This window comes from Streptomyces sp. 147326 (genome assembly GCF_045000215.1).
GTDB lineage: Bacteria > Actinomycetota > Actinomycetes > Streptomycetales > Streptomycetaceae > Streptomyces.
The window spans coordinates 6,993,408-7,019,630 of sequence record NZ_CP134201.1; the positions used below are offsets into that span (position 1 = coordinate 6,993,408).

General features: G+C 71.2%; 24 protein-coding genes. 20 read left to right on the top strand and 4 right to left on the bottom strand.

The genetic code is table 11. The features are described from left to right. Positions 1-63: 63 nt before the first annotated feature. Positions 64-2,040 carry a threonine--tRNA ligase gene (gene thrS, locus RIU97_RS32150; RefSeq protein ID WP_404961041.1) on the top strand — a complete coding sequence of 659 codons (1,977 nt, stop codon included), beginning with the start codon at positions 64-66 and terminating at the stop codon, positions 2,038-2,040. Positions 2,041-2,134: 94 nt separating this feature from the next. Next, complete coding sequence (locus RIU97_RS32155; protein WP_404961042.1) at positions 2,135-2,695, top strand: HIT family protein; 561 nt, start codon at positions 2,135-2,137, stop codon at positions 2,693-2,695. On the opposite strand, the gene RIU97_RS32160 is transcribed toward RIU97_RS32155, so the two are convergent. The 3 genes from RIU97_RS32160 to RIU97_RS32170 form a co-directional block, all read right to left on the bottom strand. After that, positions 2,696-3,109 carry a DUF1992 domain-containing protein gene (locus RIU97_RS32160; protein WP_404961043.1) on the bottom strand — a complete coding sequence of 138 codons (414 nt, stop codon included), beginning with the start codon at positions 3,107-3,109 and terminating at the stop codon, positions 2,696-2,698. It abuts the gene before it with no gap. Positions 3,110-3,175: 66 nt separating this feature from the next. Continuing rightward, positions 3,176-4,843: a hypothetical protein gene (locus RIU97_RS32165; RefSeq protein WP_404961044.1), complete on the bottom strand. Its 1,668-nt coding sequence runs from the start codon at positions 4,841-4,843 to the stop codon at positions 3,176-3,178. Between the two features lie 142 nt (positions 4,844-4,985). After that, positions 4,986-7,181 carry an elongation factor G-like protein EF-G2 gene (locus RIU97_RS32170; RefSeq protein ID WP_404961045.1) on the bottom strand — a complete coding sequence of 732 codons (2,196 nt, stop codon included), beginning with the start codon at positions 7,179-7,181 and terminating at the stop codon, positions 4,986-4,988. 297 nt (positions 7,182-7,478) lie between these two features. Between RIU97_RS32170 and pgsA the strand changes: the two genes are divergently transcribed. From pgsA to RIU97_RS32185, 3 genes are read left to right on the top strand one after another with little or no spacing between them, the layout of a single operon-like run. Beyond that, positions 7,479-8,144, top strand: coding sequence for a phosphatidylinositol phosphate synthase (gene pgsA / locus RIU97_RS32175; protein ID WP_401609331.1), 666 nt, complete (start codon positions 7,479-7,481; stop codon positions 8,142-8,144). After that, entirely contained in the window at positions 8,144-9,046 is a 903-nt protein-coding gene (locus RIU97_RS32180; protein ID WP_404961046.1) for a phosphatidylinositol mannoside acyltransferase, read from the top strand. Before pgsA ends, RIU97_RS32180 begins: the two co-directional genes overlap by 1 nt. Further along, positions 9,046-10,218: a glycosyltransferase family 4 protein gene (locus RIU97_RS32185; RefSeq protein ID WP_404961047.1), complete on the top strand. Its 1,173-nt coding sequence runs from the start codon at positions 9,046-9,048 to the stop codon at positions 10,216-10,218. The genes RIU97_RS32180 and RIU97_RS32185 overlap by 1 nt, the downstream gene beginning before the upstream one ends. Here the strand turns inward: RIU97_RS32185 and RIU97_RS32190 are convergent. Continuing rightward, positions 10,119-10,790: a hypothetical protein gene (locus RIU97_RS32190; protein ID WP_404961048.1), complete on the bottom strand. Its 672-nt coding sequence runs from the start codon at positions 10,788-10,790 to the stop codon at positions 10,119-10,121. The two genes, RIU97_RS32185 and RIU97_RS32190, sit on opposite strands and share 100 nt — an antisense overlap. Before the next feature lie 103 nt (positions 10,791-10,893). Between RIU97_RS32190 and RIU97_RS32195 the strand changes: the two genes are divergently transcribed. From RIU97_RS32195 to RIU97_RS32265, 15 genes are all read left to right on the top strand, one after another. Continuing rightward, positions 10,894-11,436, top strand: coding sequence for a hypothetical protein (locus RIU97_RS32195; protein WP_404961049.1), 543 nt, complete (start codon positions 10,894-10,896; stop codon positions 11,434-11,436). Positions 11,437-11,562: 126 nt separating this feature from the next. Further along, entirely contained in the window at positions 11,563-12,480 is a 918-nt protein-coding gene (gene pdxS / locus RIU97_RS32200; protein ID WP_030706266.1) for a pyridoxal 5'-phosphate synthase lyase subunit PdxS, read from the top strand. Between the two features lie 7 nt (positions 12,481-12,487). Further along, on the top strand, positions 12,488-13,081 hold the full coding sequence (gene pdxT / locus RIU97_RS32205) for a pyridoxal 5'-phosphate synthase glutaminase subunit PdxT (protein WP_404961050.1): 594 nt from the start codon (positions 12,488-12,490) through the stop codon (positions 13,079-13,081). Between the two features lie 57 nt (positions 13,082-13,138). Further along, positions 13,139-13,891 carry a YebC/PmpR family DNA-binding transcriptional regulator gene (locus tag RIU97_RS32210; RefSeq protein WP_008740481.1) on the top strand — a complete coding sequence of 251 codons (753 nt, stop codon included), beginning with the start codon at positions 13,139-13,141 and terminating at the stop codon, positions 13,889-13,891. A gap of 118 nt (positions 13,892-14,009) precedes the next feature. After that, entirely contained in the window at positions 14,010-14,546 is a 537-nt protein-coding gene (gene ruvC, locus RIU97_RS32215; RefSeq protein WP_361767727.1) for a crossover junction endodeoxyribonuclease RuvC, read from the top strand. Next, the gene (gene ruvA / locus RIU97_RS32220; protein WP_404961051.1) at positions 14,543-15,175 is read left to right on the top strand and encodes a Holliday junction branch migration protein RuvA; all 633 of its coding nucleotides are present in this window, start codon (positions 14,543-14,545) and stop codon (positions 15,173-15,175) included. The genes ruvC and ruvA overlap by 4 nt, the downstream gene beginning before the upstream one ends. A 101-nt stretch (positions 15,176-15,276) precedes the next feature. After that, positions 15,277-16,350, top strand: coding sequence for a Holliday junction branch migration DNA helicase RuvB (ruvB, locus tag RIU97_RS32225; RefSeq protein WP_404961052.1), 1,074 nt, complete (start codon positions 15,277-15,279; stop codon positions 16,348-16,350). Between the two features lie 166 nt (positions 16,351-16,516). Further along, positions 16,517-16,993, top strand: a complete 477-nt coding sequence (gene yajC / locus RIU97_RS32230; RefSeq protein WP_404961053.1) for a preprotein translocase subunit YajC — start codon at positions 16,517-16,519, stop codon at positions 16,991-16,993. Positions 16,994-17,146: 153 nt separating this feature from the next. Then, complete coding sequence (secD, locus tag RIU97_RS32235; protein WP_404961054.1) at positions 17,147-18,940, top strand: protein translocase subunit SecD; 1,794 nt, start codon at positions 17,147-17,149, stop codon at positions 18,938-18,940. A 3-nt stretch (positions 18,941-18,943) separates the two neighbouring features. Further along, positions 18,944-19,999, top strand: a complete 1,056-nt coding sequence (secF, locus tag RIU97_RS32240) for a protein translocase subunit SecF (RefSeq protein ID WP_404961055.1) — start codon at positions 18,944-18,946, stop codon at positions 19,997-19,999. Next, positions 19,996-20,550: an adenine phosphoribosyltransferase gene (locus RIU97_RS32245; protein WP_404961056.1), complete on the top strand. Its 555-nt coding sequence runs from the start codon at positions 19,996-19,998 to the stop codon at positions 20,548-20,550. Before secF ends, RIU97_RS32245 begins: the two co-directional genes overlap by 4 nt. Before the next feature lie 356 nt (positions 20,551-20,906). After that, entirely contained in the window at positions 20,907-23,219 is a 2,313-nt protein-coding gene (locus RIU97_RS32250; protein WP_404963027.1) for a RelA/SpoT family protein, read from the top strand. Between the two features lie 43 nt (positions 23,220-23,262). Then, positions 23,263-24,609, top strand: a complete 1,347-nt coding sequence (locus RIU97_RS32255; protein ID WP_404961057.1) for a protein kinase domain-containing protein — start codon at positions 23,263-23,265, stop codon at positions 24,607-24,609. Beyond that, positions 24,602-25,033, top strand: coding sequence for a hypothetical protein (locus RIU97_RS32260; protein ID WP_404961058.1), 432 nt, complete (start codon positions 24,602-24,604; stop codon positions 25,031-25,033). Before RIU97_RS32255 ends, RIU97_RS32260 begins: the two co-directional genes overlap by 8 nt. Further along, the gene (locus RIU97_RS32265; protein ID WP_404961059.1) at positions 25,017-26,159 is read left to right on the top strand and encodes a caspase family protein; all 1,143 of its coding nucleotides are present in this window, start codon (positions 25,017-25,019) and stop codon (positions 26,157-26,159) included. The genes RIU97_RS32260 and RIU97_RS32265 overlap by 17 nt, the downstream gene beginning before the upstream one ends. Positions 26,160-26,223: the final 64 nt, after the last annotated feature.

Here is a 26,223-nt window from a genome sequence, read left to right on the forward strand (position 1 = left end):
CCGCTCGGTACGATTCAGGCGCGCAGTGTTCGCTCGCGCACCCCCAGAGTTCAGGAGAGACCGGTGTCAGACGTCCGTGTGATCATCCAACGCGATTCCGAGCGGGACGAGCGCGTGGTGGCCACGGGCACTACGGCGGCGGAGCTCTTCGCCGGCGAGCGCACCATCGTCGCCGCGCGTGTCGCCGGCGAGCTCAAGGACCTCGCGTACGAGGTGAAGGACGGCGAGACCGTCGAGCCGGTGGAGATCTCCTCCGAGGACGGCCTCAACATCCTGCGCCACTCGACCGCGCACGTCATGGCGCAGGCCGTGCAGGAGCTCTTCCCCGAGGCCAAGCTGGGCATCGGCCCGCCGGTCCAGAACGGCTTCTACTACGACTTCGACGTGGCCCGGCCCTTCACCCCGGAGGACCTGAAGGCCGTCGAGAAGAAGATGCAGGAGATCCAGAAGCGCGGCCAGCGCTTCTCCCGCCGCGTCGTCACCGACGAGGCGGCCCGCGAGGAGCTCGCCGACGAGCCGTACAAGCTGGAGCTCATCGGCATCAAGGGCTCCGCGTCGACCGACGACGGCGCGAACGTCGAGGTGGGCGGCGGCGAGCTGACCATCTACGACAACCTGGACGCGAAGACCGGCGAGCTGTGCTGGAAGGACCTCTGCCGCGGTCCCCACCTGCCCACCACCCGCAACATCCCGGCCTTCAAGCTCATGCGCAACGCCGCCGCCTACTGGCGCGGCAGCGAGAAGAACCCGATGCTTCAGCGCATCTACGGCACCGCGTGGCCGTCGAAGGAGGAGCTGAAGGCCCACCTCGACTTCCTCGCCGAGGCCGAGAAGCGCGACCACCGCAAGCTCGGCAACGAGCTGGACCTCTTCTCCATCCCGGACGAGATCGGCTCCGGCCTCGCCGTCTTCCACCCGCGCGGCGGCATCATCCGCCGGACCATGGAGGACTACTCGCGCCGCCGGCACGAGGAGGAGGGCTACGAGTTCGTCTACTCCCCGCACGCCACCAAGGGCGCGCTCTTCGAGAAGAGCGGCCACCTGGACTGGTACGCGGAGGGCATGTACCCCCCCATGCAGCTCGACGGTGGTACCGACTACTACCTCAAGCCCATGAACTGCCCGATGCACAACCTGATCTTCGACGCGCGCGGCCGCTCCTACCGCGAACTGCCGCTGCGCCTGTTCGAGTTCGGCACCGTGTACCGGTACGAGAAGTCGGGCGTGGTGCACGGCCTGACCCGCGCCCGGGGCTTCACCCAGGACGACGCGCACATCTACTGCACCCGTGAGCAGATGGCGGAGGAGCTCGACCGCACCCTCACCTTCGTGCTGAACCTGCTCCGCGACTACGGTCTGACCGACTTCTACCTGGAGCTGTCGACCAAGGACCCGGAGAAGTTCGTCGGCTCGGACGAGGTCTGGGAGGAGGCCACCGCGGTCCTCCAGCAGGTCGCCGAGAAGCAGGGTCTGCCCCTCACCCCCGACCCGGGCGGCGCGGCCTTCTACGGCCCGAAGATCTCCGTGCAGGCGCGCGACGCCATCGGCCGTACCTGGCAGATGTCGACCGTGCAGCTGGACTTCAACCTGCCGGAGCGCTTCAACCTCGAGTACACCGCCCCGGACGGCTCCCGCCAGCGCCCGGTCATGATCCACCGCGCGCTGTTCGGCTCGATCGAGCGGTTCTTCGCCGTGCTGCTGGAGCACTACGCGGGCGCCATGCCGCCGTGGCTGGCCCCGGTCCAGGCCGTCGGCATCCCGATCGGCGACGGGCACGTCGAGTACCTGCAGGAGTTCGCCGCGGCGGCGAAGAAGCAGGGTCTGCGGGTCGAGGTGGACGCCTCCTCCGACCGCATGCAGAAGAAGATCCGCAACCACCAGAAGCTCAAGGTCCCCTTCATGATCATCGTCGGTGACGAGGACATGGCGGCGGGCACGGTCTCCTTCCGCTACCGCGACGGTTCGCAGGAGAACGGCATCGCCAAGGACGAGGCGCTGGCCAAGCTGGCCAAGGTCGTCGCGGACCGCGTCCAGGTCTGATCCGCACCCGCGGCATCCGTAACCGCAGCACCGAGAAGGCCCCCGGAAGTGATCACTTTCCGGGGGCCTTCCTCGTACGGGAAGCCAAGGTCATATGCTTGCCGCCATGACGATTGAGCCGGAGCAGCAGATCGGTGTGGGCACGCAGGACGCGTTCCAGCGTCTGTGGACGCCCCACCGGATGGCCTACATCCAGGGGGAGAACAAGCCGACCGGTCCCGAGGCCGGCGACGGCTGTCCCTTCTGCGGGATTCCGGAGATGTCCGACCAGGACGGCCTGGTCGTGGCGCGCGGCAAGCACGTCTACGCGGTGCTGAACCTCTACCCGTACAACGGCGGCCACCTGATGGTCGTCCCGTACCGGCACGTCGCCGACTACACCGAGCTCGACGCCCTCGAGACGGCCGAGCTCGCGGACCTCACCAAGCGGGCGATGGTCGCGCTGCGCAAGGCCTCGGGCGCGCACGGTTTCAACATCGGCATGAACCAGGGCGTCGCCGCCGGAGCCGGCATCGCCGCACACCTGCACCAGCACATCGTGCCCCGCTGGGGCGGGGACACGAACTTCATGCCGGTGGTCGGCCACACCAAGGTGCTGCCGCAGCTGCTCGCGGACACCCGTCAGATGCTCGCGGACGCCTGGCCGGTCGGCTGATCACCCGGCCGATCGGCCCGCACGGCTCTCGCGCCACGTCTCCAGTACGGCCTCGACGTCGAATTCGGTCAGGCCCAGGGGCGGTCCCGGCGGGGGCCTGAGCAGGGCGGCGCGGATCTTGTCGTTGACCCCCGTGAGGATGTCCCGCACCTGCCGCTCGGAGCGGGCCGCGAGTGCGGCCTCCCTGGCGTCCTCCGCCTCCTTGCGCAGCGCGAGCGCCGGGGGCAGGACGGCGAACCCCTCGCGGTGCAACTTTCCCTTGATCCACCACAGCTCGTCGTACGGCGCGTCGAGGGAGGCCAGCGGCTTGCCGTAGCCGGGCAGCTTCTCGAATTCGCCCCGCTCGGCGGCCTGTCGGATCTGCCGGTCCACGAAGGACTCGAAGCTGACGCCAGGCGGTTTGCGCTCGGTCACGGCCGCTCCTCCGGATCGTAGGGACACACCCCCTGCCACCTGCCCCTGCCCGCGCCTCCAGCCTACCTACGCGTCGTAGACGTCGGCCTTGCGCGGCGACGGCTCCTGGATGAGCCCGCTCATGATCGAGGAGCGGTTGGTGAAGCGGTCGGTGTCGACGCCGTTCTCCTCCAGCACCTTGAACGTCGCGGCGTGGATCGCCCGCAGGACCGGAGCCACCGTGCGCAGGGCGTCGTCGGCCATGAACCGGTGGCGCCACATCGAACTCGCCCAGACGTGCCGCAGGCCGAAGGGCTCGGGCAGGACCAGCTTGCCGCCGAAGAAGTCCAGGATCGGCGGGTACCAGGTCAGCGGGGCCCGCACGGCCAGGCGCACCACCTCCTGGACGTCCACCAGCGGCAGCGGGCGCTCCACGGTCTCCCAGAAGCGGATGCTCTTGGGCACCTCCACCACCGGGGCCTTGGCCTTGGTGGTGAACAGGCCGTGTACGGGGCCCAGGGCGTGCGCGGTGACGTCCACGCGCAGGGTCTTGTAGAGCACGGTGACCGTGACCAGCATGTTGATGACCAGCTGGCCGTCCCACAGCGGGTACTGGATGCCCAGGTAGTGCCGGTTCCCGGCGTTGAACTGCTGCTCGTTGCAGATCCGGGTGATCTCGTGCGGCTTGATGAGGAAGGCGTCGACGTTCTCGCCGGTGGGGCGGGCGACCTCGCCCGCGCCCTCGCCGACCGGGGTGACGATCCAGTGCTGGATCGCGGCGGGCGGGAAGCCGCCGGTGTGCAGGGGACCCCGCTCCAGCTTGCGGAGCTGGGCGTCGATCGCGCGTATGACGTCCCAGCTGCGGAAGGGGTGGATCTCCATCCCCTCGTTCTTGGGGGCGAGCTCCTCGGCCATCTGCCAGCTGCCCCAGCGGGTGCCCATGCCGAGGATGCCCTTGGGGCCCGCGTAGAAGACCTGGTTGCTGCGGTCCTCCGCGGTGAGCTTGGCGAGCTGGCGGCGCAGATCCTCGCGCGCCTTCTCGTCCGGGTTGCCCGGCACGGCCTCGGGGATCTTGGCGCCGATCCCGTCGCCGGACAGCAGTCCGTCCCAGCGGGCGCGCAGGTCCCTGGCGGTGGCCTCGCAGGTCCGGCGGGCGAGCAGCCAGCCCAGGGCCGGGGCGATGATCATGCCGCGGGCGTAGAGCCCGAGGAAGCCGGTGAGCGGCAGCCGGAACATCAGGACGGCGGCCACGACGCCCACGCCGACCAGGAGCACGGTGCCGATCCACGAGCCCCGCTTGCCCCCCTTGCCGGACAGGCTCTTGCGGAGTTGGAACAGGCCCAGCCACAGCAGCAGACCGGGCAGGAACAGCACACCGCAGACCAGCATGATCAGCCGGAGCCTGCGGTCGCGCTCCTTGCGGATGCGGGAGGCCGCCAGGCAGTGCTCCACCACCGTCTGCGGATCGGCGCCGAAGGACTGGATCAGGGGCTTTCGGCCCGAGCCGAGGGTGCGGGCCTCGACGGCCCGGCAGAAGGCCTCGCCGAGGCTGGGCTCGAAGAGGGAGACCTTCGGGGCCTTGACCGTGGCCGGGTGGAGCTCGCTGTTGGCCCCGAGTATGGCGTCCAGCCTGGTGTCCTTGCCGCCGTCGCGGTACGCGGCCGAGGCGAGGGCGTTGGTCGCCGCCGTCTGCCCACCGCCACCCTGGAGAGGAATCTGCGCTCCGGGCCTGAAGTCGAATCCGTCGTCCGCCACCGCTGCCCCCATCGCTGTGCGTTCGTGCTCTTTTGGTGCGCCGATGAGCCTATCGGCGGATCTGGCCCCATGGTCATGGGACAGGGAAATGCCGCCCACCGCAAGCTGGTTGGGTGGGCGGCCCTTCCCGACGCTATGTCAACTAGCTTCCCTTCTCCGTCTGTTCGCGCACCTTGTCCGCAATCTGAGGTGGCATGGGCTCGTGCCGGGCATAGGCCCGGGCAAAGCGTCCCGTGCCGTGCGAGACGGAGCGCAGCTCCACGGCGTAGCGGCCGATCTCGATCTCGGGGATCTCGGCGCGGACCCGGGTGCGCCCGGGCCCGGCCTGGTCGGTGCCGACGACGCGGCCGCGGCGGCCGGCGAGATCGCTCATGACCGGGCCCACGTACTCGTCGGGGACGAGGACGGCGAGCTCGGCGACCGGTTCGAGGAGGTCGATGCGGGCCTCGGCGGCGGCCTCGCGCAGCGCGAGGGCGCCGGCCGTCTGGAAGGCGGCGTCGGAGGAGTCCACCGAGTGGGCCTTGCCGTCCAGGAGGGTGATGCGCACGTCGACCAGCGGGTAGCCGGCCGCGACCCCGCGGGCGGCCTGACCGCGTACGCCCTTCTCCACGGACGGGATGAACTGGCGGGGCACGGCGCCGCCGACGACCTTGTCGACGAACTCGATGCCGCTGCCCGGCGGGAGCGGCTCCACCTCGATCTCGCAGATGGCGAACTGACCGTGGCCGCCGGACTGCTTGACGTGCCGGCCGCGGCCGGCGGCCTTGGCGGCGAAGGTCTCGCGCAGGCTCACCTTGTGCGGAACGGGATCGACCTGGACCCCGTAGCGGGTGCGCAGCCGTTCCAGGGCCACGTTCTGGTGGGCCTCGCCGAGGCACCACAGGACGACCTGGTGGGTGTGCGGGTTCTGCTCCAGCCTCATGGTGGGGTCCTCGGCGACGAGCCGGGCCAGGCCCTGGGAGAGCTTGTCCTCGTCGGCCTTGCTGTGGGCCTCGATGGCGAGGGGGAGCAGCGGGTCGGGCATGGTCCAGGGCTCCATGAGGAGCGGATCGTCCTTGGCGGAGAGCGTGTCGCCGGTCTCCGCGCGGGTGAGTTTGGCCACGCAGGCCAGGTCGCCGGCGATGCACCGGGTGAGGGCGCGCTGCTGTTTGCCGAAGGGGCCGGTGAGGGTGCCGATCCGCTCGTCGACGTCGTGGTCCTCGTGGCCCCGGTCGGCGAGCCCGTGCCCGCTGACGTGGACGGTGTCCTCGGCCTTCAGGGTGCCGGAGAAGACGCGGACGAGGGAGACGCGGCCGACGTAGGGGTCGGAGGAGGTCTTGACGACCTCGGCGACGAGGGGGCCGGCGGGATCGCAGGTGACGTCGGGGCGGGCGGAGCCGTCGGGGCGGGTGACGGTGACGGCGGCGCGTTCCAGGGGGGTGGGGAAGCCGCCGGTGACCAGTTCGAGGAGTTCCACCGTGCCGAGCCCCTGGCGGGCGCCGTCGGTGGCGGGCGCGGCCATCAGGACGGGGTGGAAGGTGCCGCGGGCGACGGCCCGCTCCAGGTCGTCCACGAGGGTCTTGACGTCGATGTCCTCGCCGCCGAGGTAGCGGTCCATGAGGCCCTCGTCCTCGCTCTCGGCGATGATCCCCTCGATGAGGCGGGAGCGGGCGTCGGCGATGAGCGCGAGCTCGGCGGGGTCCGGGTCGCGCTCCACGCGCTCGCCGGAGGAGTACTCGTAGACGCGCTGGGAGAGCAGGCCGAGCAGGCCGGTGACCGGGGCGTGCCCGTCGGGGCCGGCCGGGCCGTGCAGGGGGAGGTAGAGGGGGATGACCGCGTCGGGGTCCTCGGCGCCGAAGATCTCGCCGCAGACGGTGGCCATCTGCGCGTAGTCGGAGCGGGCGGCCTCCAGGTGGGTCACGACGATGGCGCGGGGCATGCCGACGGCCTCGCACTCGTCCCAGACCATGCGGGTGGCCCCGTCGACGCCGTCCGAGGCCGAGACGACGAAAAGGGCCGCGTCCGCGGCGCGCAGACCGGCCCTGAGTTCCCCGACGAAGTCGGCGTATCCGGGGGTGTCCAAAATGTTGATCTTGATCCCGCCCCATTCGACGGGGACGAGGGAGAGCTGGACGGAGCGCTGGCGGCGGTGCTCGATCTCGTCGTAGTCGGAGACGGTGGCGCCGTCCTCGACACGGCCGGCCCGGTTGACCGCTCCGGCGGTCAGGGCGAGGGCTTCGACCAGCGTGGTCTTGCCGGATCCGCTGTGGCCGACCAGCACGACATTCCGGATGGAGGAGGGGCGGTCGGCCGTCAGTGCCCTGCCGGCGGCTCCGGCTTGGTGTGATGTGGCTCCCATGGTGCTCGTGCCTCCCGGTGGTGACGGTGAGGAGGATGGGTTCCTTGATCGCTTCCTTGCGCGGCTCCTCGGATGAGGAACACGGGGTTCTTCGAGCTTTGCACTGGTGTCACACCGCGTCCATACGTCGTACCGGGCACGTACCCGAGGGCCCACCGGAGGCGGTCCGTGACGTGAAGCACGTCTTACGCGGCACGAACCGGTGGGTGCGCGGCGTCCGGGCGGCGGCGTGCTGGCTACGATGGGCCAGCCGGTGGCCGTGGTGGCCGTGCGGCCCAGCGACCCTCCGGGAAGGCCATGCTGAACAAGTACGCGCGTGCATTCTTCACGCGTGTTCTCACGCCATTCGCCGCTTTTCTGCTCCGGCGGGGGGTGAGCCCGGACGCGGTCACCCTGATCGGCACGGCCGGAGTGGTGGCGGGAGCGCTGTTCTTCTTCCCCCGGGGCGAGTTCTTCTGGGGCACGATCACCATCACCCTCTTCGTCTTCTCCGACCTGGTGGACGGGAACATGGCCCGCCAGGCCGGCATCTCCAGCCGCTGGGGAGCCTTCCTCGACTCCACCCTCGACCGGGTGGCGGACGCGGCGATCTTCGGCGGTCTCGCGCTCTGGTACGCGGGATCCGGGAACGACAACGCCCTCTGCGCGGTGGCGATCTTCTGCCTGGCCAGCGGACAGGTCGTCTCGTACACCAAGGCGCGCGGCGAGTCGATCGGGCTGCCGGTGGCCGTCAACGGGCTCATCGAGCGGGCCGAGCGCCTGGTCATCTCGCTCGTCGCGGCCGGCCTCTCGGGGCTGCAGACCTTCGGCGTGCCGTCCTGGATCGGCGTGCTGCTGCCGATCGCGCTGTGGATCGTGGCCGTGGGCTCGCTCGTCACGCTGATCCAGCGGGTGGTCACCGTACGCCGCGAGTCGGCCGAGGCCGACGCCGAGGCTGCCGCCGCCGACGGCGGCGCGGCCTGATGGGCAGCGCGCAGGACAAGCTGGTCAGCGGGCTGTACGGGCTCGGCTGGGCCGGAGTCAAGAAGCTGCCCGAACCGGCCGCGGTGGCCCTGGGCCGGCGGATCGCGGACTTCGCGTGGAAGCGGCGCGGCAAGAGCGTGCTGCGGCTGGAGTCGAATCTGGCCCGGGTGGTGCCCGACGCCGGGCCGGAGCGGCTGCGCGAGCTGTCAAAGGCGGGCATGCGCTCGTACATGCGGTACTGGATGGAGTCCTTCCGGCTGCCGACCATGGACCCGGAGCGGTTCGGCACGGACGTCGAGTTCCAGGACGAGCACCTGCTGCGCGACGCCCTCGCCTCCGGGCGCGGGGTCGTCGTCGCGCTGCCGCACCTCGCCAACTGGGACCTCGCCGGTGCCTGGGCCATCGGCCACATCGGGGCCCCGTTCACCACGGTCGCCGAGCGGCTCAAGCCCGAGACGCTCTACGACCGCTTCGTGGCCTACCGGGAGAGCCTGGGCATGGAGGTCCTGCCGCACAGCGGCGGCGCCGCCTTCGGCACGCTCGCCCGCCGGCTCCGCTCCGGCGGCATGGTCTGCCTGGTCGCGGACCGGGACCTGTCGGCCTCCGGGGTCGAGGTGGACTTCTTCGGCTCGAAGGCGCGGATGCCGGCCGGGCCGGCGCTGCTGGCCCAGCAGACCGGTGCGGTCCTGCTCCCGGCCACCCTGCACTACGGGGACACGCCGAAGCTGTACGGCCGCATCCACCCCGAGGTGGAGGTGCCGAAGAACGGCACGCGGACCGAGAAGACCGCCGTCATGACGCAGGCGTTGGCGGACGCCTTCGCCTGGGGGATCGCCGAGCACCCGGAGGACTGGCACATGCTGCAGCGACTGTGGCTGGACGACCTGGAGGAGCGCGCGTAGTGAAGATCGGCATCGTGTGCCCCTACTCGTGGGACGTGCCGGGCGGCGTCCAGTTCCACATCCGGGATCTGGCCGAGCACCTGATCCGTCTCGGCCACGAGGTGTCGGTCCTGGCCCCGGCGGACGACGAGACCCCGCTGCCGCCCTACGTGGTCTCGGCGGGACGGGCGGTACCGGTGCCCTACAACGGGTCGGTGGCCCGCCTCAACTTCGGGTTCCTCTCCGCCGCGCGGGTACGGCGCTGGCTCCACGACGGCACCTTCGACGTGATCCACATCCACGAGCCGGCCTCGCCCTCGCTGGGGCTGCTGTCCTGCTGGGCCGCGCAGGGCCCGATCGTGGCCACCTTCCACACCTCGAACCCGCGCTCGCGCGCCATGATCGCGGCGTACCCGATCCTCCAGCCGGCCCTGGAGAAGATCAGCGCGCGGATCGCGGTGAGCGAGTACGCGCGGCGCACGCTGGTGGAGCACCTCGGCGGCGACGCGGTCGTCATCCCCAACGGGGTCGACGTGGACTTCTTCGCCAGGGCCGATCCGAACCCCGACTGGTCCGGGCAGACCCTGGGCTTCATCGGCCGGATCGACGAGCCGCGCAAGGGCCTGCCGGTGCTGATGGAGGCCTTCCCGAAGATCGTGGAGGCCTGCCCGGACGTACGGCTGCTGGTCGCGGGCCGCGGCGACGAGGAGGAGGCGGTGGCCTCGCTGCCCGCGGACCTGCGCCGGCGGGTCGAGTTCCTCGGCATGGTCTCGGACGAGGACAAGGCACGGCTGCTGCGCAGCGTGGACGTGTACGTCGCCCCGAACACCGGCGGCGAGAGCTTCGGCATCATCCTGGTCGAGGCCCTGTCGGCGGGCGCCGCGGTCCTGGCATCGGACCTGGACGCCTTCGCGCAGGTCCTGGACCAGGGCGGGGCGGGAGACCTCTTCGCCAACGAGAACGCCGACGCCCTGGCGACGGCGGCGATCACCCTCCTGCGCGACCCGGCCCGCCGGGCGAGGCTCAGCGCCAGCGGCTCGGCGCACGTCCGCCGCTTCGACTGGTCCACGGTCGGGGCGGACATCCTGGCGGTCTACGAGACGGTCACGGACGGCGCGGCGGCGGTGGCCGAGGACGACCGCAGCACCAGCCTCCGCACCCGCCTGGGCTTCTCCCGCGACACCTCGGCCTGACCCACCCGGCCGCCGGGGGCGATGGTCACTTCGTGGACCGCGCCCTCCCTCGTGGTCATGCGAATCCGGTCGGGGGAGGTCCACACGGTCTCGCGGAGTGCGTTGGCGTCGGAGTCGCCGTCGAAGAAGCCGACGCTCCAGCGGCGTTCGACGGGCCGCCTCCCCTGCTGGACGTAGACGTGCCAGACGGGGTCGAGGAGGGTGCTGTCCCTCTCCACGACCAACCGGCGGTCGCCGCGGCCGGGAGCCGGCTCGGTCTTCTCCTGCGCGCTCGGCCTGCCGAACGTCACCGAGACGAAGCCGGCGAGAAGCATCAGCGGGACGCCGACGACGAGCAGCGCGGTGACCAGGGGCAGGCGCAGCGCGGACCTCGCGAGCCCCAGCAGGGCTGCCCCGGTCAGCGCGGCCAAGGCGAGCCACCCCAGCGGGACGATGTGGGCGTAGAGCTCGGTCAGCAGGACCAGGCCGCCCTCGTCGCCCGATGCGACCCAGGCCACCACCGCGGCGGCGCAAACGATCCCCAGGGTCAGCAGCAGAAGGGCCGCCGGTCTGCGGTAGCGCGTGTGGTTCATGATCCCCCCGAACGATGTGGATCATGCAGCCTAAGGGAGAGGTCCGGACGGGGGCGAGGGCCGATGGGGGCCGGAGCCTCACGGAGCTGTAGGGTCGCGCAGCGTGATCGAAACCCTTGTCTGGATCGCCCTGGCTCTCGGAGTCGTCGGGGTCTACCTCAGCTGGACCGCCGGCCGGCTCGACCGGCTGCACTCGCGGATGGACGCCGCGCGGGCCGCGCTCGACGCGCAGCTCGTACGGCGGGCCTCGGTGGTGCTGGAGGTGGCCACCTCCGGAGTGCTGGATCCCGCCTCCTCGCTCGTGCTGTACGAGGCCGCGCACGCCGCCCGGCAGGCCGAGGAGGAGCACCGCGAGGTCGCCGAGAGCGAGCTCAGCCAGGCGCTCCGGGCGGTCTTCGCCGACGCCGACCAGGTCGAGGTGCTCAAGGCGGCGCCCGGCGGGGTGCAGGCCACGGAGGAGCTGGCGGCGGCCGTCCGCCGGGTGCCCATGGCCCGCCGGTTCCACAACGACGCCGTACGGGCCGCCCGCGCGCTGCGTCGCCATCGCAAGGTCCGCTGGTTCAGACTGGCCGGGCACGCACCGTTCCCGCTGGCCTTCGAAATGGACGACGAGCCACCGGTGGATCTTGCCGATCGGCCCACCTAGGGCCGCGAGGGACAAATGAAGGAGCCACAGGCTCCACATTGGCCCTTGTAGTGGACTGACCCGTGGGGTTTCCTCGGTCAGGTAGTACCCGTCTTCCTTTCGAGTTCCCTTCGAGTGAGGTCATCCGTGAGCACGCTTCCCACCTCCCCCCAGTCCGCCGAGTCGGCGATCGGCACCTCGCGCGTCAAGCGCGGCATGGCCGAGCAGCTGAAGGGCGGCGTGATCATGGACGTGGTCAACGCCGAGCAGGCGAAGATCGCCGAGGACGCGGGCGCCGTGGCCGTCATGGCCCTGGAGCGGGTCCCGGCCGACATCCGCAAGGACGGCGGGGTCGCCCGCATGTCCGACCCCAACATGATCGAAGAGATCATCGAGGCCGTCTCCATCCCGGTCATGGCCAAGTCCCGCATCGGCCACTTCGTCGAGGCCCAGGTCCTGCAGTCCCTCGGCGTCGACTACATCGACGAGTCCGAGGTCCTGACCCCGGCCGACGAGGTCAACCACTCCGACAAGTGGGCGTTCACCACCCCCTTCGTCTGCGGTGCCACCAACCTGGGCGAGGCCCTGCGCCGCATCGCCGAGGGCGCGGCCATGATCCGCTCGAAGGGCGAGGCCGGCACCGGCAACGTCGTCGAGGCCGTCCGCCACCTGCGCCAGATCAAGAACGAGATCGCCCGCCTGCGCGGCTACGACAACAACGAGCTGTTCGCCGCCGCCAAGGAGCTGCGCGCGCCGTACGAGCTGGTCAAGGAAGTCGCCGAGCTCGGCAAGCTCCCGGTCGTGCTGTTCTCCGCCGGTGGCGTCGCCACCCCCGCCGACGCCGCGCTGATGCGCCAGCTCGGCGCCGAGGGCGTCTTCGTCGGCTCCGGCATCTTCAAGTCGGGCGACCCGGCCAAGCGCGCCGCCGCCATCGTGAAGGCCACCACCTTCTACGACGACCCGAAGATCATCGCGGACGCCTCCCGCAACCTGGGCGAGGCCATGGTCGGCATCAACTGCGACACCCTCCCCGAGGCCGAGCGCTACGCCAACCGCGGCTGGTAGTACCGACATGACGAACACCCCCGTGATCGGTGTCCTGGCTCTCCAGGGCGACGTACGGGAGCACCTGATCGCCCTGGCCGCGGCGGACGCCGTGGCCAGGCCGGTCCGGCGTCCCGAGGAGCTCGCCGAGGTCGACGCCCTGGTGATCCCCGGCGGCGAGTCCACGACCATGTCGAAGCTCGCCGTGCTGTTCGGCATGCTGGAGCCGCTGCGCGAGCGCGTGGCCGCCGGCATGCCCGTGTACGGCACCTGCGCCGGCATGATCATGCTGGCCGACAAGCTCCTGGACGGCCGCGAGGACCAGGAGACCCTGGGCGGCATCGACATGATCGTCCGTCGCAACGCCTTCGGCCGCCAGAACGAGTCCTTCGAGGCGAAGATCGACTTCGCGGGCATCGACAGCGGCCCGGTCGAGGGAGTCTTCATCCGCGCCCCGTGGGTCGAGTCCGTCGGCGCCTCCGCCGAGGTGCTCGCCACGTACGACGGTCACACCGTCGCCGTGCGCCAGGGCAACGTCCTCGCGACCTCGTTCCACCCCGAGCTGACCGGAGACGATCGGGTTCACGCCTACTTCGTCGACATGGTGCGCGCGGGGCTGTAATCAGGTCCCGGTAGGATCGGAGACGAACACTGTTGGTGACGCGAAGGAGACAGGCAGATGTCCGGCCACTCTAAATGGGCTACGACGAAGCACAAGAAGGCCGTGGTTGACGCCAAGCGCGGCAAGCTCTTCGCGAAGCTGATCAAGAACATCGAGGTCGCGGCCCGCATGGGCGGCGCGGACATCGACGGCAACCCGACGCTCTTCGACGCCATCCAGAAGGCCAAGAAGAGCTCGGTCCCGAACAAGAACATCGACTCCGCGGTCAAGCGCGGCGGTGGTCTTGAGGCCGGTGGCGCCGACTACGAGACGATCATGTACGAGGGCTACGGTCCGAACGGTGTCGCGGTGCTCATCGAGTGCCTCACCGACAACCGCAACCGCGCCGCCTCCGACGTCCGCGTCGCCATGACCCGCAACGGCGGCTCGATGGCCGACCCGGGCTCGGTCTCGTACCTGTTCAACCGCAAGGGTGTCGTCCTCCTGCCCAAGGGTGAGCTCTCCGAGGACGACGTCCTGGAGACGGTGCTCGAGGCCGGCGCCGAAGAGGTCAACGACCTCGGCGAGAGCTTCGAGATCATCAGCGAGGCCACCGACATGGTCGCCGTCCGCACCGCCCTCCAGGAGGCGGGCATCGACTACGACTCCGCCGACTCCAACTTCCTGCCGACCATGCAGGTCGAGCTGGACGAAGAGGGCGCGCGCAAGATCTTCAAGCTGATCGACGCGCTGGAGGACAGCGACGACGTGCAGAACGTCTTCGCCAACTTCGACGTCTCGGACGAGGTCATGGAGAAGGTCGACGCCTGACCGGCAGACCGTGCAGCAGCGGGCCGACGGGGACACACCCCCGTCGGCCCGCTGCGTTGTCAGTGGTGCCCGATAACCTGCACCGACACGGACGGACGAGTGGACGAGGGGGGCGAAGGTGCGCGTACTCGGTGTGGACCCGGGGCTGACGCGATGCGGTGTCGGCGTCGTCGAGGGCGTCGCCGGCCGCCCCCTCACCATGCTCGGGGTGGGGGTCGTACGCACCCCCGCGGACGCGGAGTTGGGCCACCGGCTCGTCGCCATCGAGCAGGGCATCGAGGAATGGCTCGATACGCACCAGCCCGAAGTCGTCGCCGTGGAGCGGGTGTTCAGCCAGCACAACGTCAGCACCGTGATGGGCACCGCCCAGGCGAGCGCCGTCGCCATGCTGTGCGCCGCCCGCCGCGGGATACCGGTCGCCCTGCACACCCCCAGCGAGGTCAAGGCCGCCGTCACCGGCAGCGGCCGCGCCGACAAGGCCCAGGTCGGCGCGATGGTCACCCGGCTCCTGCGACTGGCCGCACCGCCCAAACCGGCGGACGCCGCCGACGCCCTCGCCCTCGCCATCTGCCACATCTGGCGGGCCCCCGCCCAGAACCGCCTCCAGCAGGCGGTCGCCCTGCACGCCTCTGGCTCGAAAGGCCGTACCCGATGATCGCCTTCGTCAGCGGCCCCGTCGCCGCACTCGCCCCCACCCTCGCCGTGATCGAGGTCGGGGGAGTGGGCATGGCCGTGCAGTGCACGCCGAACACCATCGCCGGCCTGCGGACGGGGGAACAGGCCCGGCTGGCCACCTCCCTGGTCGTACGGGAGGACTCGCTCACCCTGTACGGATTCGCCGACGACGACGAGCGCCAGGTCTTCGAGCTCCTGCAGACCGCGAGCGGGGTCGGGCCGAGGCTGGCGCAGGCGATGCTCGGCGTGCACAGCCCGGACGCGCTCCGGCTGGCCGTTTCCACGGGGGACGAGAAGGCGCTGACGGCGGTGCCGGGCATCGGCAAGAAGGGCGCGCAGAAGCTGCTGCTGGAGCTCAAGGACAAGCTGGGCGCACCGCTGGGCGCGAGCGGGCTGGTGGGCGCGCAGCGCGCCGTCGCGGCGGGCCCGGCGCCGTGGACGGAGCAGCTGTCCGCCGCGCTGATCGGGCTGGGCTACGCCTCGCGGGACGCGGAGGAGGCCGTCTCGGCGGTGACGCCGCAGGCCGAAGCCGCGATCGCCGCCGGCGGTTCGGCGCCGGTCCCACAGCTCCTGCGAGCGGCCCTGCAGTCCCTGAACCGCGCCCGCTAGCGTGCCGCCGGGCTCTGCCCGCGGGGGTTCGGGTGCAGAGCCCCCGCAGCGGCGCCGCACGCGACCGACCACCGTACGAACCGAGAAGGCAGACTGACACCGTGAACTGGGACGACGAGACCAACGCAGACGAGAGCGAGCGACTCGTCGCGGCCTCGGCCGACGGGGAGGACACCGCCGTCGAGGCGGCCCTGCGGCCCAAGGACCTCGGGGAGTTCGTCGGCCAGGAGAAGGTCCGCCAGCAGCTGGACCTCGTCCTGAAGGCGGCCAGGCAGCGCGGAGCCACCGCCGACCACGTCCTGCTCTCCGGCGCGCCCGGCCTCGGCAAGACCACCCTCTCGATGATCATCGCGGCCGAGATGGGCGCGCCCATCCGCATCACCTCCGGCCCCGCCATCCAGCACGCCGGCGACCTCGCCGCCATCCTCTCCTCCCTCCAGGAGGGCGAGGTCCTCTTCCTCGACGAGATCCACCGCATGTCCCGGCCCGCCGAGGAGATGCTCTACATGGCCATGGAGGACTTCCGCGTCGACGTGATCGTCGGCAAGGGGCCCGGGGCCACCGCGATCCCGCTCGAGCTGCCGCCCTTCACCCTGGTCGGCGCCACCACCCGGGCCGGACTGCTGCCGCCTCCGCTGCGGGACCGTTTCGGCTTCACCGGGCACATGGAGTTCTACGCCCCCGAGGAGCTGGAGCGCGTCATCCACCGCTCCGCCCGCCTCCTCGACGTCGAGATCGACACCGACGGGGCCGCCGAGATCGCCGGGCGCTCCCGCGGCACCCCGCGCATCGCCAACCGCCTGCTGCGCCGCGTACGCGACTACGCCCAGGTACGGGCGGACGGCGTGATCAACCGCGAGGTCGCCGGCACCGCCCTCCAGGTCTACGAGGTGGACGCGCGCGGGCTCGACCGGCTGGACCGGGCCGTTCTTGAGGCGCTGCTCAAACTCTTCGGGGGTGGCCCCGTCGGGCTGTCCACCCTGGCCGTGGCGGTCGGCGAGGAGCGGGAGACCGTGGAAGAGGTCGCGGAGCCGTTCCTGGTCCGCGAGGGCCTGCTCGCGCGCACGCCCAGGGGACGGGTCGCGACGCCCGCCGCATGGGCTCACCTGGGGCTTGTGCCGCCGCAGCACGGGGGAAGTGGATCAGGCGGACAACAGGGCTTGTTCGGGGCCTGACGGCGCGGAGGTTCGCCCCCTCAGGAACTGCGGTGCCATGCTGGGCGTTGTTCCATCGGTGCGGACTCGCCTAGACTCCGCCGATGCCGACCCTTCGGGTCGGTATGCCCACCCCCCGTAGAAAAGGCCGCCGTCCGCGTGCGGTCGTGCGAAGGATCTCCGTCCCGTGAATCTCGTGACACTCCTCCCGTTCATCGTGCTCATCGGGGCGATGTTCCTGATGACCCGCTCCGCGAAGAAGAAGCAGCAGGCAGCCGCGCAGATGCGCGACCACATGACGCCCGGCACCGGGGTCCGCACCATCGGCGGCATGTACGCCACGGTGAAGGAGGTCGGTGACGACACCGTCACCCTCGAGGTGGCTCCGGGTGTCCACGCGATCTTCGCGAAGAACGCCATCGGCGCCGTTCTCGAGGACGCGGAGTACAACCGCATCGTCCACGGCATCACCGATGACGTGACGACCGACACGCCGGTCGTCCCGGACGACGCCTCCTCCCTCACCGAGGAGCCGAAGACGGACCTCACCAAGGACAAGGGCGAGGACGAGGCTCCCAAGCCCGACCTGGGCAAGAAGGACGCGGCCGAGGGCGACGACGAGCCCAAGGACGGCAAGGCCGACGGCGAGGCCGGCGCGAAGTAGCGCGCGGCGGGGGACCGTGGAGGCGCCGGACCGGCGGCCGTCGCGGTCCCCGTCAGTGACACTTCTGCGGGGGGCAGGGGTCCCCACCACACATTTCGTGGCCGTCCGCGCGCTGACCCGGCGCGGGGCGGTTGGACAGGGAGAAACGACAAGGTGGCAGCACCGAAGAAGGGCCGGCGGCCCACGGGGGCTCAGGGGAGGCCGGGGCGCGCCCTGGCGATCATCCTGATCGCGATGGTGGCGCTCACTGCGGGGATGTTCCTCTCGAAGCAGACGACTCCCCGGCTGGGCATCGACCTCGCCGGCGGCACGAGCATCACGCTCAAGGCCAAGAGCGAGCCCGGCAAAGAGAACGCCGTCAACGAGACCAACATGAACACGGCGGTCGGCATCATCGACCGGCGCGTCAACGGTCTCGGCGTGTCCGAGGCGGAGGTCCAGACCCAGGGCCGCGACCACATCATCGTGAACATCCCCAAGGGGACGAACGAGCAGCAGGCGCGCGAGCAGGTCGGCACCACCGCCCAGCTCTACTTCCGCCCGGTCATCGCGTTCGCGGACGGCGCCCCCGCCGCCCCCGAGGGCACCCAGAGCCCGAGCCCGAACCCCTCCGCGAGCGGTTCCGGTGCCCCCAAGGCCGAGGACGGCAAGAAGGCCAGCCCCTCCGCCACCCCGTCGTCCAGCGCCACTTCCCAGGGCCGTGCGCTCAGCGAGGCCCTCAAGGCCCCGACGGCCCCCACTCCCTCGCCCTCGGCGAGCGAGTCGAAGAAGGCAGACGACACCAAGGCTCCGTCGCCGTCCGCGTCCGCTCCCCCCACGGGTGACGAGGCGGCCGCCGCCGACCTGCAGGCCAAGTTCGCCGCGCTCGACTGCACCGACGAGGCGCAGCGCGCCGCCGTCGGCAAGGGCGTCAAGCCCACCGACCCGACGCTCGCCTGCGGCCAGCGCGGCACCGCGTGGGGCAAGTGGGTGCTCGGCCCGGCAGCGGTCGAGGGCAAGGACGTGAAGAGCGCCAAGGGCGTCATCGACCCGCAGACGGGTCAGTGGATCGTCACGATGGACTTCAACGACCGCGGCTCCGACGCCTTCGCCAAGGTCACCGGCGAGCTTGCGGCCAAGCAGATGCCGCAGAACCAGTTCGCGATCGTGCTCGACGGCTCCGTCGTCTCGGACCCGTCGGTCAGCACCGCGATCACGGGCGGCAACGCCCAGATCTCCGGCGGCTTCAACCAGCAGTCCGCCCAGGACCTGGGCAACATGCTCTCGTACGGCGCCCTGCCGCTGTCCTTCCAGGAGGACAGCGTCACCACCGTCACCGCCGCGCTCGGCGGCGAGCAGCTGCGGGCCGGCCTGATCGCCGGAGCCATCGGTCTGCTGCTCGTGGTGATCTACCTGCTGGTGTACTACCGGGGCCTGGCGTTCGTCGCCATCCTGAGCCTCCTGGTCTCCGCGGTCCTGACCTACACGATCATGTCGCTCCTCGGGAAGGGCATCGGCTTCGCGCTGAACCTGCCCGCGGTCTGCGGCGCGATCGTGGCGATCGGCATCACGGCGGACTCGTTCATCGTGTACTTCGAACGCATCCGGGACGAGATCCGCGAGGGCCGCACCCTGCGTCCGGCCGTGGAGCGGGCCTGGCCGCGCGCCCGGCGCACGATCCTGGTCTCCGACTTCGTGTCGTTCCTCGCCGCGGCGGTGCTGTTCATCGTGACCGTCGGCAAGGTGCAGGGCTTCGCCTTCACGCTGGGTCTGACGACCCTGCTCGACGTGGTCGTGGTGTTCCTCTTCACCAAGCCCGTCATGACGCTGCTGGCGCGTACGAAGTTCTTCGCCAGCGGTCACCCGTGGTCCGGGCTGGACCCGAAGCGGCTGGGTGCCAAGCCCCCGCTGCGCCGGTCCCGCCGTACCGGTTCCGCCCCCGCCCCCGTCGAAGCAAAGGAGGCGTGAGAGATGTCGAAGCTGGGAGATCTCGGCGCCAAGCTGTACCGCGGTGAGGTCGGCTACGACTTCGTCGGCAAGCGCTTTCTCTGGTACGGCGTTTCCATCCTGATCACCATCACGGCGATCGTCGCCCTGGCCGTTCAGGGCCTCAACATGGGCATCGAGTTCAAGGGCGGTGCCGTCTTCACCACCCCGAAGACGGCCGTCTCCGTCGCCAAGGCGACGGAGGCCGCGGAGAAGGCCTCGGGCCACGACGCGATCGTCCAGGAACTCGGCACCGGCGGCCTGCGGATCCAGATCTCCGGTCTGGACACCGACGCGGCGACCGACGTCAAGAAGGTCCTCGCCACCGACCTCAAGGTCACCGAGGCCGACATCAACGCCGACCTGGTCGGTCCCAGCTGGGGCGAGCAGATCGCGAACAAGGCCTGGACCGGCCTCGGGGTCTTCATGGTCCTCGTGGTGATCTACCTGGCCATCGCCTTCGAGTGGCGGATGGCGGTCGCCGCGCTGATCGCCCTGATCCACGACCTCACCATCACCGTCGGCGTGTACGCGCTCGTCGGCTTCGAGGTCACGCCCGGTACGGTCATCGGTCTGCTGACGATCCTCGGTTACTCCCTCTACGACACCGTCGTCGTCTTCGACGGTCTCAAGGAGGGCTCGAAGGACATCACCAAGCAGACCCGCTGGACGTACAGCGAGGTCGCCAACCGCAGCATCAACGGCACCCTGGTCCGCTCGATCAACACCACGGTCGTCGCGCTCCTCCCGGTCGCCGCGCTGCTCTTCATCGGCGGCGGCTTCCTGGGCGCCGGCATGCTGAACGACATCTCGCTGTCGCTGTTCGTCGGCCTCGCGGCCGGTGCGTACTCCTCGATCTTCATCGCGACCCCGCTGGTCGTGGACCTCAAGGAGCGCGAGCCGGCGATGAAGGCGCTGAAGAAGCGGGTGCTCGCGAAGCGGGCGGCCGCGGCGGCCAGGGGCGAGTCCCCGGACGACGGCTACGCGTCCGAGGACGAGCCGCAGGTCGTGGCGCAGGGCCGGCCGGGGCGGCGACGTTGACCGCGCCGCTGTCCGACGACGTACGGGCCCTGCTGCTCGGCCGGATCAAGGACGTCCCGGACTACCCGAAGCCGGGCGTGATGTTCAAGGACATCACCCCGCTGCTGGCCGACCCGAAGGCCTTCGCGGCGCTGACGGACGCGCTGGTGGAGCTGGCCGGGCGGTACGGGGCGACGAAGATCGTCGGACTGGAGGCGCGGGGGTTCATCCTGGCGGCTCCGGTGGCCGTGCAGGCCGGGATCGGCTTCGTGCCGGTGCGCAAGGCCGGGAAGCTGCCCGGTGCGACGCTCGCGCAGTCGTACGCGCTGGAGTACGGCACCGCGGAGATCGAGGTCCACGCGGAGGATCTGGCGGCGGGTGACCGGGTCATGGTCATCGACGACGTGCTGGCCACCGGTGGTACGGCCGAAGCCTCGCTCTCGCTGATCCGGCGGGCCGGGGCGGAGGTCGCCGGCGTGGCGGTCCTGATGGAACTGTCGTTCCTCCCGGGGCGGGCCAAGCTGGGCCCGGCTCTGGACGGGGCTCCGCTGGACGCGCTGATCGTGGTCTGACCTCTTCGCTCGTCGAGCGGCGGGTATCCGGGACATCCCGGGTGCCCGCCGCTTTCGCGTGCGGGCCGTAGGCCGGGGCTCCGCCCCGGACCCCGCGCGGAGCGCCCTGACCGGTCGGGGCGGAGCCTCGGGGAACGGGGTGGCGCAACCCTCGCTACGATGGGTTATCCGGACCGGACACGGGCACCGGATCCGCCCCCAGACTCCGTCCGGGGGGACCCCCAGGAGGAGCGCTCTTGCCAGACGAGGTCCAGCCAGTCTCCGCCCCGCAGCCCGACCCGCAGGCCGAGCAGGCCGCGGCGGCCGCCGCCACGCCCCCGCCGGCCCCGCCGGCGCCGCCGGTCAAGCCCGCGCCGGTGAAGTCGGCCGGGTCCTCGAACCGGGTGCGCGCCCGTCTCGCCCGGCTCGGCGTGCAGCGCTCGAACCCGTACAACCCGGTGCTGGAGCCCCTGCTCCGCATAGTCCGCAGCAACGACCCGAAGATCGAGACGTCGACGCTGCGCCAGCTCGAACAGGCCTACCAGGTCGCCGAGCGCTGGCACCGCGGCCAGAAGCGCAAGAGCGGCGACCCGTACATCACGCACCCCCTCGCGGTGACCACCATCCTCGCCGAGCTCGGCATGGACCCGGCCACCCTGATGGCCGGTCTGCTGCACGACACCGTCGAGGACACCGAGTACGGCCTGGAGGACCTGCGCCGCGACTTCGGCGACGCCGTGGCCCTCCTCGTCGACGGCGTCACCAAGCTGGACCGGGTGAAGTTCGGCGAGGCCGCCCAGGCCGAGACGGTCCGCAAGATGGTCGTGGCGATGGCCAAGGACCCGCGCGTCCTCGTCATCAAGCTCGCCGACCGGCTGCACAACATGCGCACCATGCGCTACCTCAAGCGGGAGAAGCAGGAGAAGAAGGCCCGGGAGACGATCGAGATCTACGCCCCGCTGGCGCACCGGCTGGGCATGAACACGATCAAGTGGGAGCTCGAGGACCTCTCCTTCGCGATCCTCTACCCGAAGATGTACGACGAGATCGTCCGCCTGGTCGCCGAGCGGGCGCCCAAGCGCGACGAGTACCTCGCCGTCGTCACCGACGAGGTGATGGTCGACCTCAGGGCCGCCCGGATCAAGGCCACCGTCACGGGCCGCCCGAAGCACTACTACAGCGTCTACCAGAAGATGATCGTCCGCGGCCGCGACTTCGCGGAGATCTACGACCTGGTGGGCATCCGCGTCCTCGTCGACACCGTCCGGGACTGCTACGCGGCCCTCGGCACCGTGCACGCGCGCTGGAACCCGGTCCCCGGCCGGTTCAAGGACTACATCGCGATGCCCAAGTTCAACATGTACCAGTCGCTCCACACGACGGTCATCGGGCCCAGCGGCAAGCCCGTCGAGCTGCAGATCCGCACCTTCGACATGCACCGCCGCGCCGAGTACGGCATCGCCGCGCACTGGAAGTACAAGCAGCAGACCGTCGCCGGCACCTCCAAGGTCCGCACCGACGTCCCGCAGGCCGCCAAGGGCAGCGCCGGCCAGGACACGGTCAACGACATGGCCTGGCTGCGCCAGCTGCTGGACTGGCAGAAGGAGACCGAGGACCCGGGCGAGTTCCTCGACTCGCTGCGCTTCGACCTCTCCCGCAACGAGGTCTTCGTCTTCACCCCCAAGGGCGACGTCATCGCGCTGCCCGCCGGCGCCACTCCCGTGGACTTCGCGTACGCCGTCCACACCGAGGTCGGCCACCGGACGATAGGGGCCAGGGTCAACGGCCGCCTGGTGCCGCTGGAATCCACGCTCGACAACGGCGACCTCGTCGAGGTCTTCACCTCCAAGGCCGAGGGCGCGGGCCCGTCCCGCGACTGGCTGGGCTTCGTCAAGTCCCCGCGGGCCCGCAACAAGATCCGCGGCTGGTTCTCCAAGGAGCGCCGCGACGAGGCCATCGAGCACGGCAAGGACGCCCTCGCGCGGGCCATGCGCAAGCAGAACCTGCCGATCCAGCGCATCCTCACCGGCGACTCGCTCGTCACCCTCGCGCACGAGATGCGCTACCCCGACATCTCCTCCCTGTACGCGGCGATCGGCGAGGGCCACGTGGCCGCGCAAGGCGTCGTACAGAAGCTGGTGGCGGCCCTCGGCGGGGAGGAAGCCGCCAACGAGGACATCGAGGAGTCGATCCCGCCCGCCCGCGCCCGCAGCAAGCGGCGCAGCAACGCCGACCCGGGTGTCGTCGTCAAGGGCGTCGACGACGTGTGGGTCAAGCTGGCCCGCTGCTGCACCCCGGTGCCGGGCGACCCGATCATCGGGTTCGTCACCCGCGGCAGTGGCGTATCGGTTCACCGCGCGGACTGCGTCAACGTCGACTCGCTCTCCCAACAGCCCGAGCGGATGCTGGAGGTCGAGTGGGCGCCCACCCAGTCCTCGGTCTTCCTCGTCGCCATCCAGGTCGAGGCGCTGGACCGGTCCCGTCTGCTGTCGGACGTCACCCGGGTCCTCTCCGACCAGCACGTCAACATCCTCTCGGCGGCCGTCCAGACCTCCCGTGACCGGGTGGCCACCTCACGGTTCACCTTCGAGATGGGCGACCCCAAGCACCTCGGCCACGTCCTGAAGGCCGTTCGGGGTGTGGAGGGCGTCTACGACGTCTACCGTGTTACCTCTGCAAGGAGGCCCTGACCAAGGCCTTACCGCCGCACCGATGCCACCCCGGGGGGACCACGTGGCCGCTGTCTTCCCGCGCGGACTCGCCCGGCGGTTCGAGCCGGTCCGCCCGGTCGGCCGGGGTGGCATGGGTACCGTCTTCGAGGCCGAGGACACGCGGCTGCGGCGGCGCGTCGCGGTCAAGGTCCTGACGGCGTACGGAACGGTGAGCGAGACGGCTGCCGAGCGCTTCGAGGCCGAGGCGCTCGCGCTCGCCCGGATCACCCATCCCAATGTGGTCGGCGTGCACGACGTGGGGATCGACGAGGGTACGCCCTACCTCGTGATGGAGTTCCTCGACGGATCGGACGTCTCCGACCTGGTCCGCGCGGGCGGCGCACTCCCCGCGGGGGAGGCCTGCCGGATCGCCGCCGACACCCTGGCCGGGCTGGGCGCCGCGCACGCCCGCGGCGTGCTCCACCGCGACGTGAAACCCGCCAACATCCGGGTCACCGCGAGCGGCCGGGTGGTCCTCTACGACTTCGGCCTGGCCCGGCTGACCGACGAGGTCGCCCTCACCAACCCCGGCGACCTGCTCGGCACCCCCCAGTACATGGCCCCGGAATGCATCACGGGCCAGTCGCCGCAGGCCGCCTCCGACGTCTACGGGGTCGGCGCCTGCCTGCACTTCATGCTGACCGGGGCCTCCCCGTTCGGTGACGTGCAGAACCTGGACGTGCTGCTCTTCCGGGCCGTCCACGACGGGATGCCCTCGCTGCGCGACAGCCGGCCGTCGGCTCCCGCCGGGCTCGCGGACGCGGTGGACGCCCTCAGCGCGCGAGACCTGACGGCCCGCACCTCCAGCGCCGCCGCCGCGGAGGCCCTGATCCGGCCCTGGGCGCTGGGCGGGATCGTACCGCTGGACGACCACGCCTCCGGGGAACCACTTGCGCCTCTGGACGACCACGCTTCCGGGGAACCACTGGTGCCCCTGGACAACCACGCGTCCGAGGCGGCCGAATGGTCGCTCGACGATCACGCTCCTGGTGAGGTTCCCGAGTACGACTGGGGCCTGGTCGACGTACGGCCAGGTCCGCACCAGGTCCCCGAGGACGACCACGTCGCCCTCAGCGAGAGCACCCGCCGCCTGGTGCGCAGCAACATGACCGAGAAGACCGCGCTGTCCCGGCAGCGCGAGGCGGTCGGACTGATCCAGCGCGGGCGCTTGCGGGAGGCCGTGGACCTGCTCAGCGGGATCAGCGCCTTCTGTGCGGAGACGCTCGGCCCGGGCCATCCGACCACCCTCGCCTGCCAGTACTGGCAGGCCGTGTGCCTGGCCCGCCAGGGTCACGCACCGCAGGCGCTGGAGCTGTTCGCCCGGGTCGGCGCACACCACGGACAGGGGAGGGACACCGAGGATGAGTGAGTACGCGTTACGGGTGGACCCGCACAGGGCGGGGCAGGGCCCGGAGACCGAACTGCGGTCGCTGCTGCTCTGGCTGAGCGAGGACGAGGCGCTCCGCCGCGACGTGCGCGGACGGATCCGGAGCGCCGAACCGGCCCGGGTGCCGGTGCCCGCGCTCGGCACGCCCATGGGGTCCCCGGGCTTCGACCTCCTCCAACTGGCCGTCGGATCCGGCCTGTCCACCGGGTCGCTGGTGTTCGCCGTGCTCCAGTGGCAGGCGTCGCGCCGCCGGCCGCCCGCCCTCACCGTGCGCCGCGGCCCCTACGAGGTCACGCTCACGGGGGACGAGGCCGGCGACCCCGAGGCCCTGCACCGCATCGTCGCGGCGCTGGAGAACGGAAGCGGGGAACCGGACCGGGACGGGGACGATGACGGGACTGCCTGACCCGGCGGCCTCGCGCGCCGTCCTCGTCGGCAGCGCCGGCTACCGGCACCTGGCCGTGCTCCCGTCCGTCGAGGCCAACGTGAAGGACCTGGCGGCCGAACTGTGCGACGCGACGGTCTGGGGACTGCCCGAGCAGCACTGCACGCTCGTACTCGACCCGCAGCACCCCGCCGAGCTGCTCGACCCGGTCCACCGGGCGGGGGAGGAGGCCACCGACACGCTCCTCGTCTACTACGCGGGGCACGGCATGCGGGACGCGTCGACCGCCGACCTCTACCTGGCGCTCCAGGGCTCCCGCGAGCACGTCGGCTACACCGCCGTCGCCTTCCAGCACCTGCGGGCCGCCCTGCGCGAGTCCCGGGCCCGGCGCAAGGTGGTGGTCCTCGACTGCTGCTTCAGCGGGCGGGCCGCCAGCACCCTGGCGGGGGACGAGGACGCCCTGGCCTCCCACGCCGCCGTGGAGGGCGCGTACGTCCTCGCCGCCTCCGCGCGCGACGCCGTGGCCCTGGCCCCCTACGGCGAACGGCACACCGCCTTCACCGGGGAACTGCTGACCGTCCTGCGCGACGGGATCCACGACGGACCCGAACTGATCGACCTCGACACCCTGTGCCGCACCATGGAGGCCCGGCTGCGCGCCAAGAACCGCCCGCTCCCGCAGCACGCCCAGGAGATGGGCATGGGCCGGCTGCGGCTGGTACGCAACCGGGCGCGCGCCGTGCGCGGCACCCCGGCCGGACCCGTCCTGGCCGCGGACATCCGCTCCGCCATGGTCGTCGCGGGGCTCGGCCTCGCCCGTACGCTGCGCGGCGCGGGCCGCACCGGCGACGCGCTGCCCGTGCTGCGCCTCGCGCTGCAGGAACGGGCCTCCGACGGGGAGAGCGACCTGCTCGCCGTCCAGCTCGAACTCTCCGACGTGCTGGAGGAGACCGGACAGACCCGCGAGGCCATCGAGGTGCTGGAGCAGGCCTTCCACCAGGTGCACCGGTTCTACGGGCCCGAGGCCGTCCAGGTGTGCCGCCGGCTGGCCGCGCTCCTCCAGGAGTCCGGCAACCACATCGAGGCGTGCGAGGTCCTCGAACACGCGCTGGACCTGCTCCAGGACGGCAGCCGGGCACTCCCGTGAAACGCGACGGGCGGGCACCCCCGGAATCCCGGTGGTGCCCGCCCGCACGCGGTCCTGCGGCGGC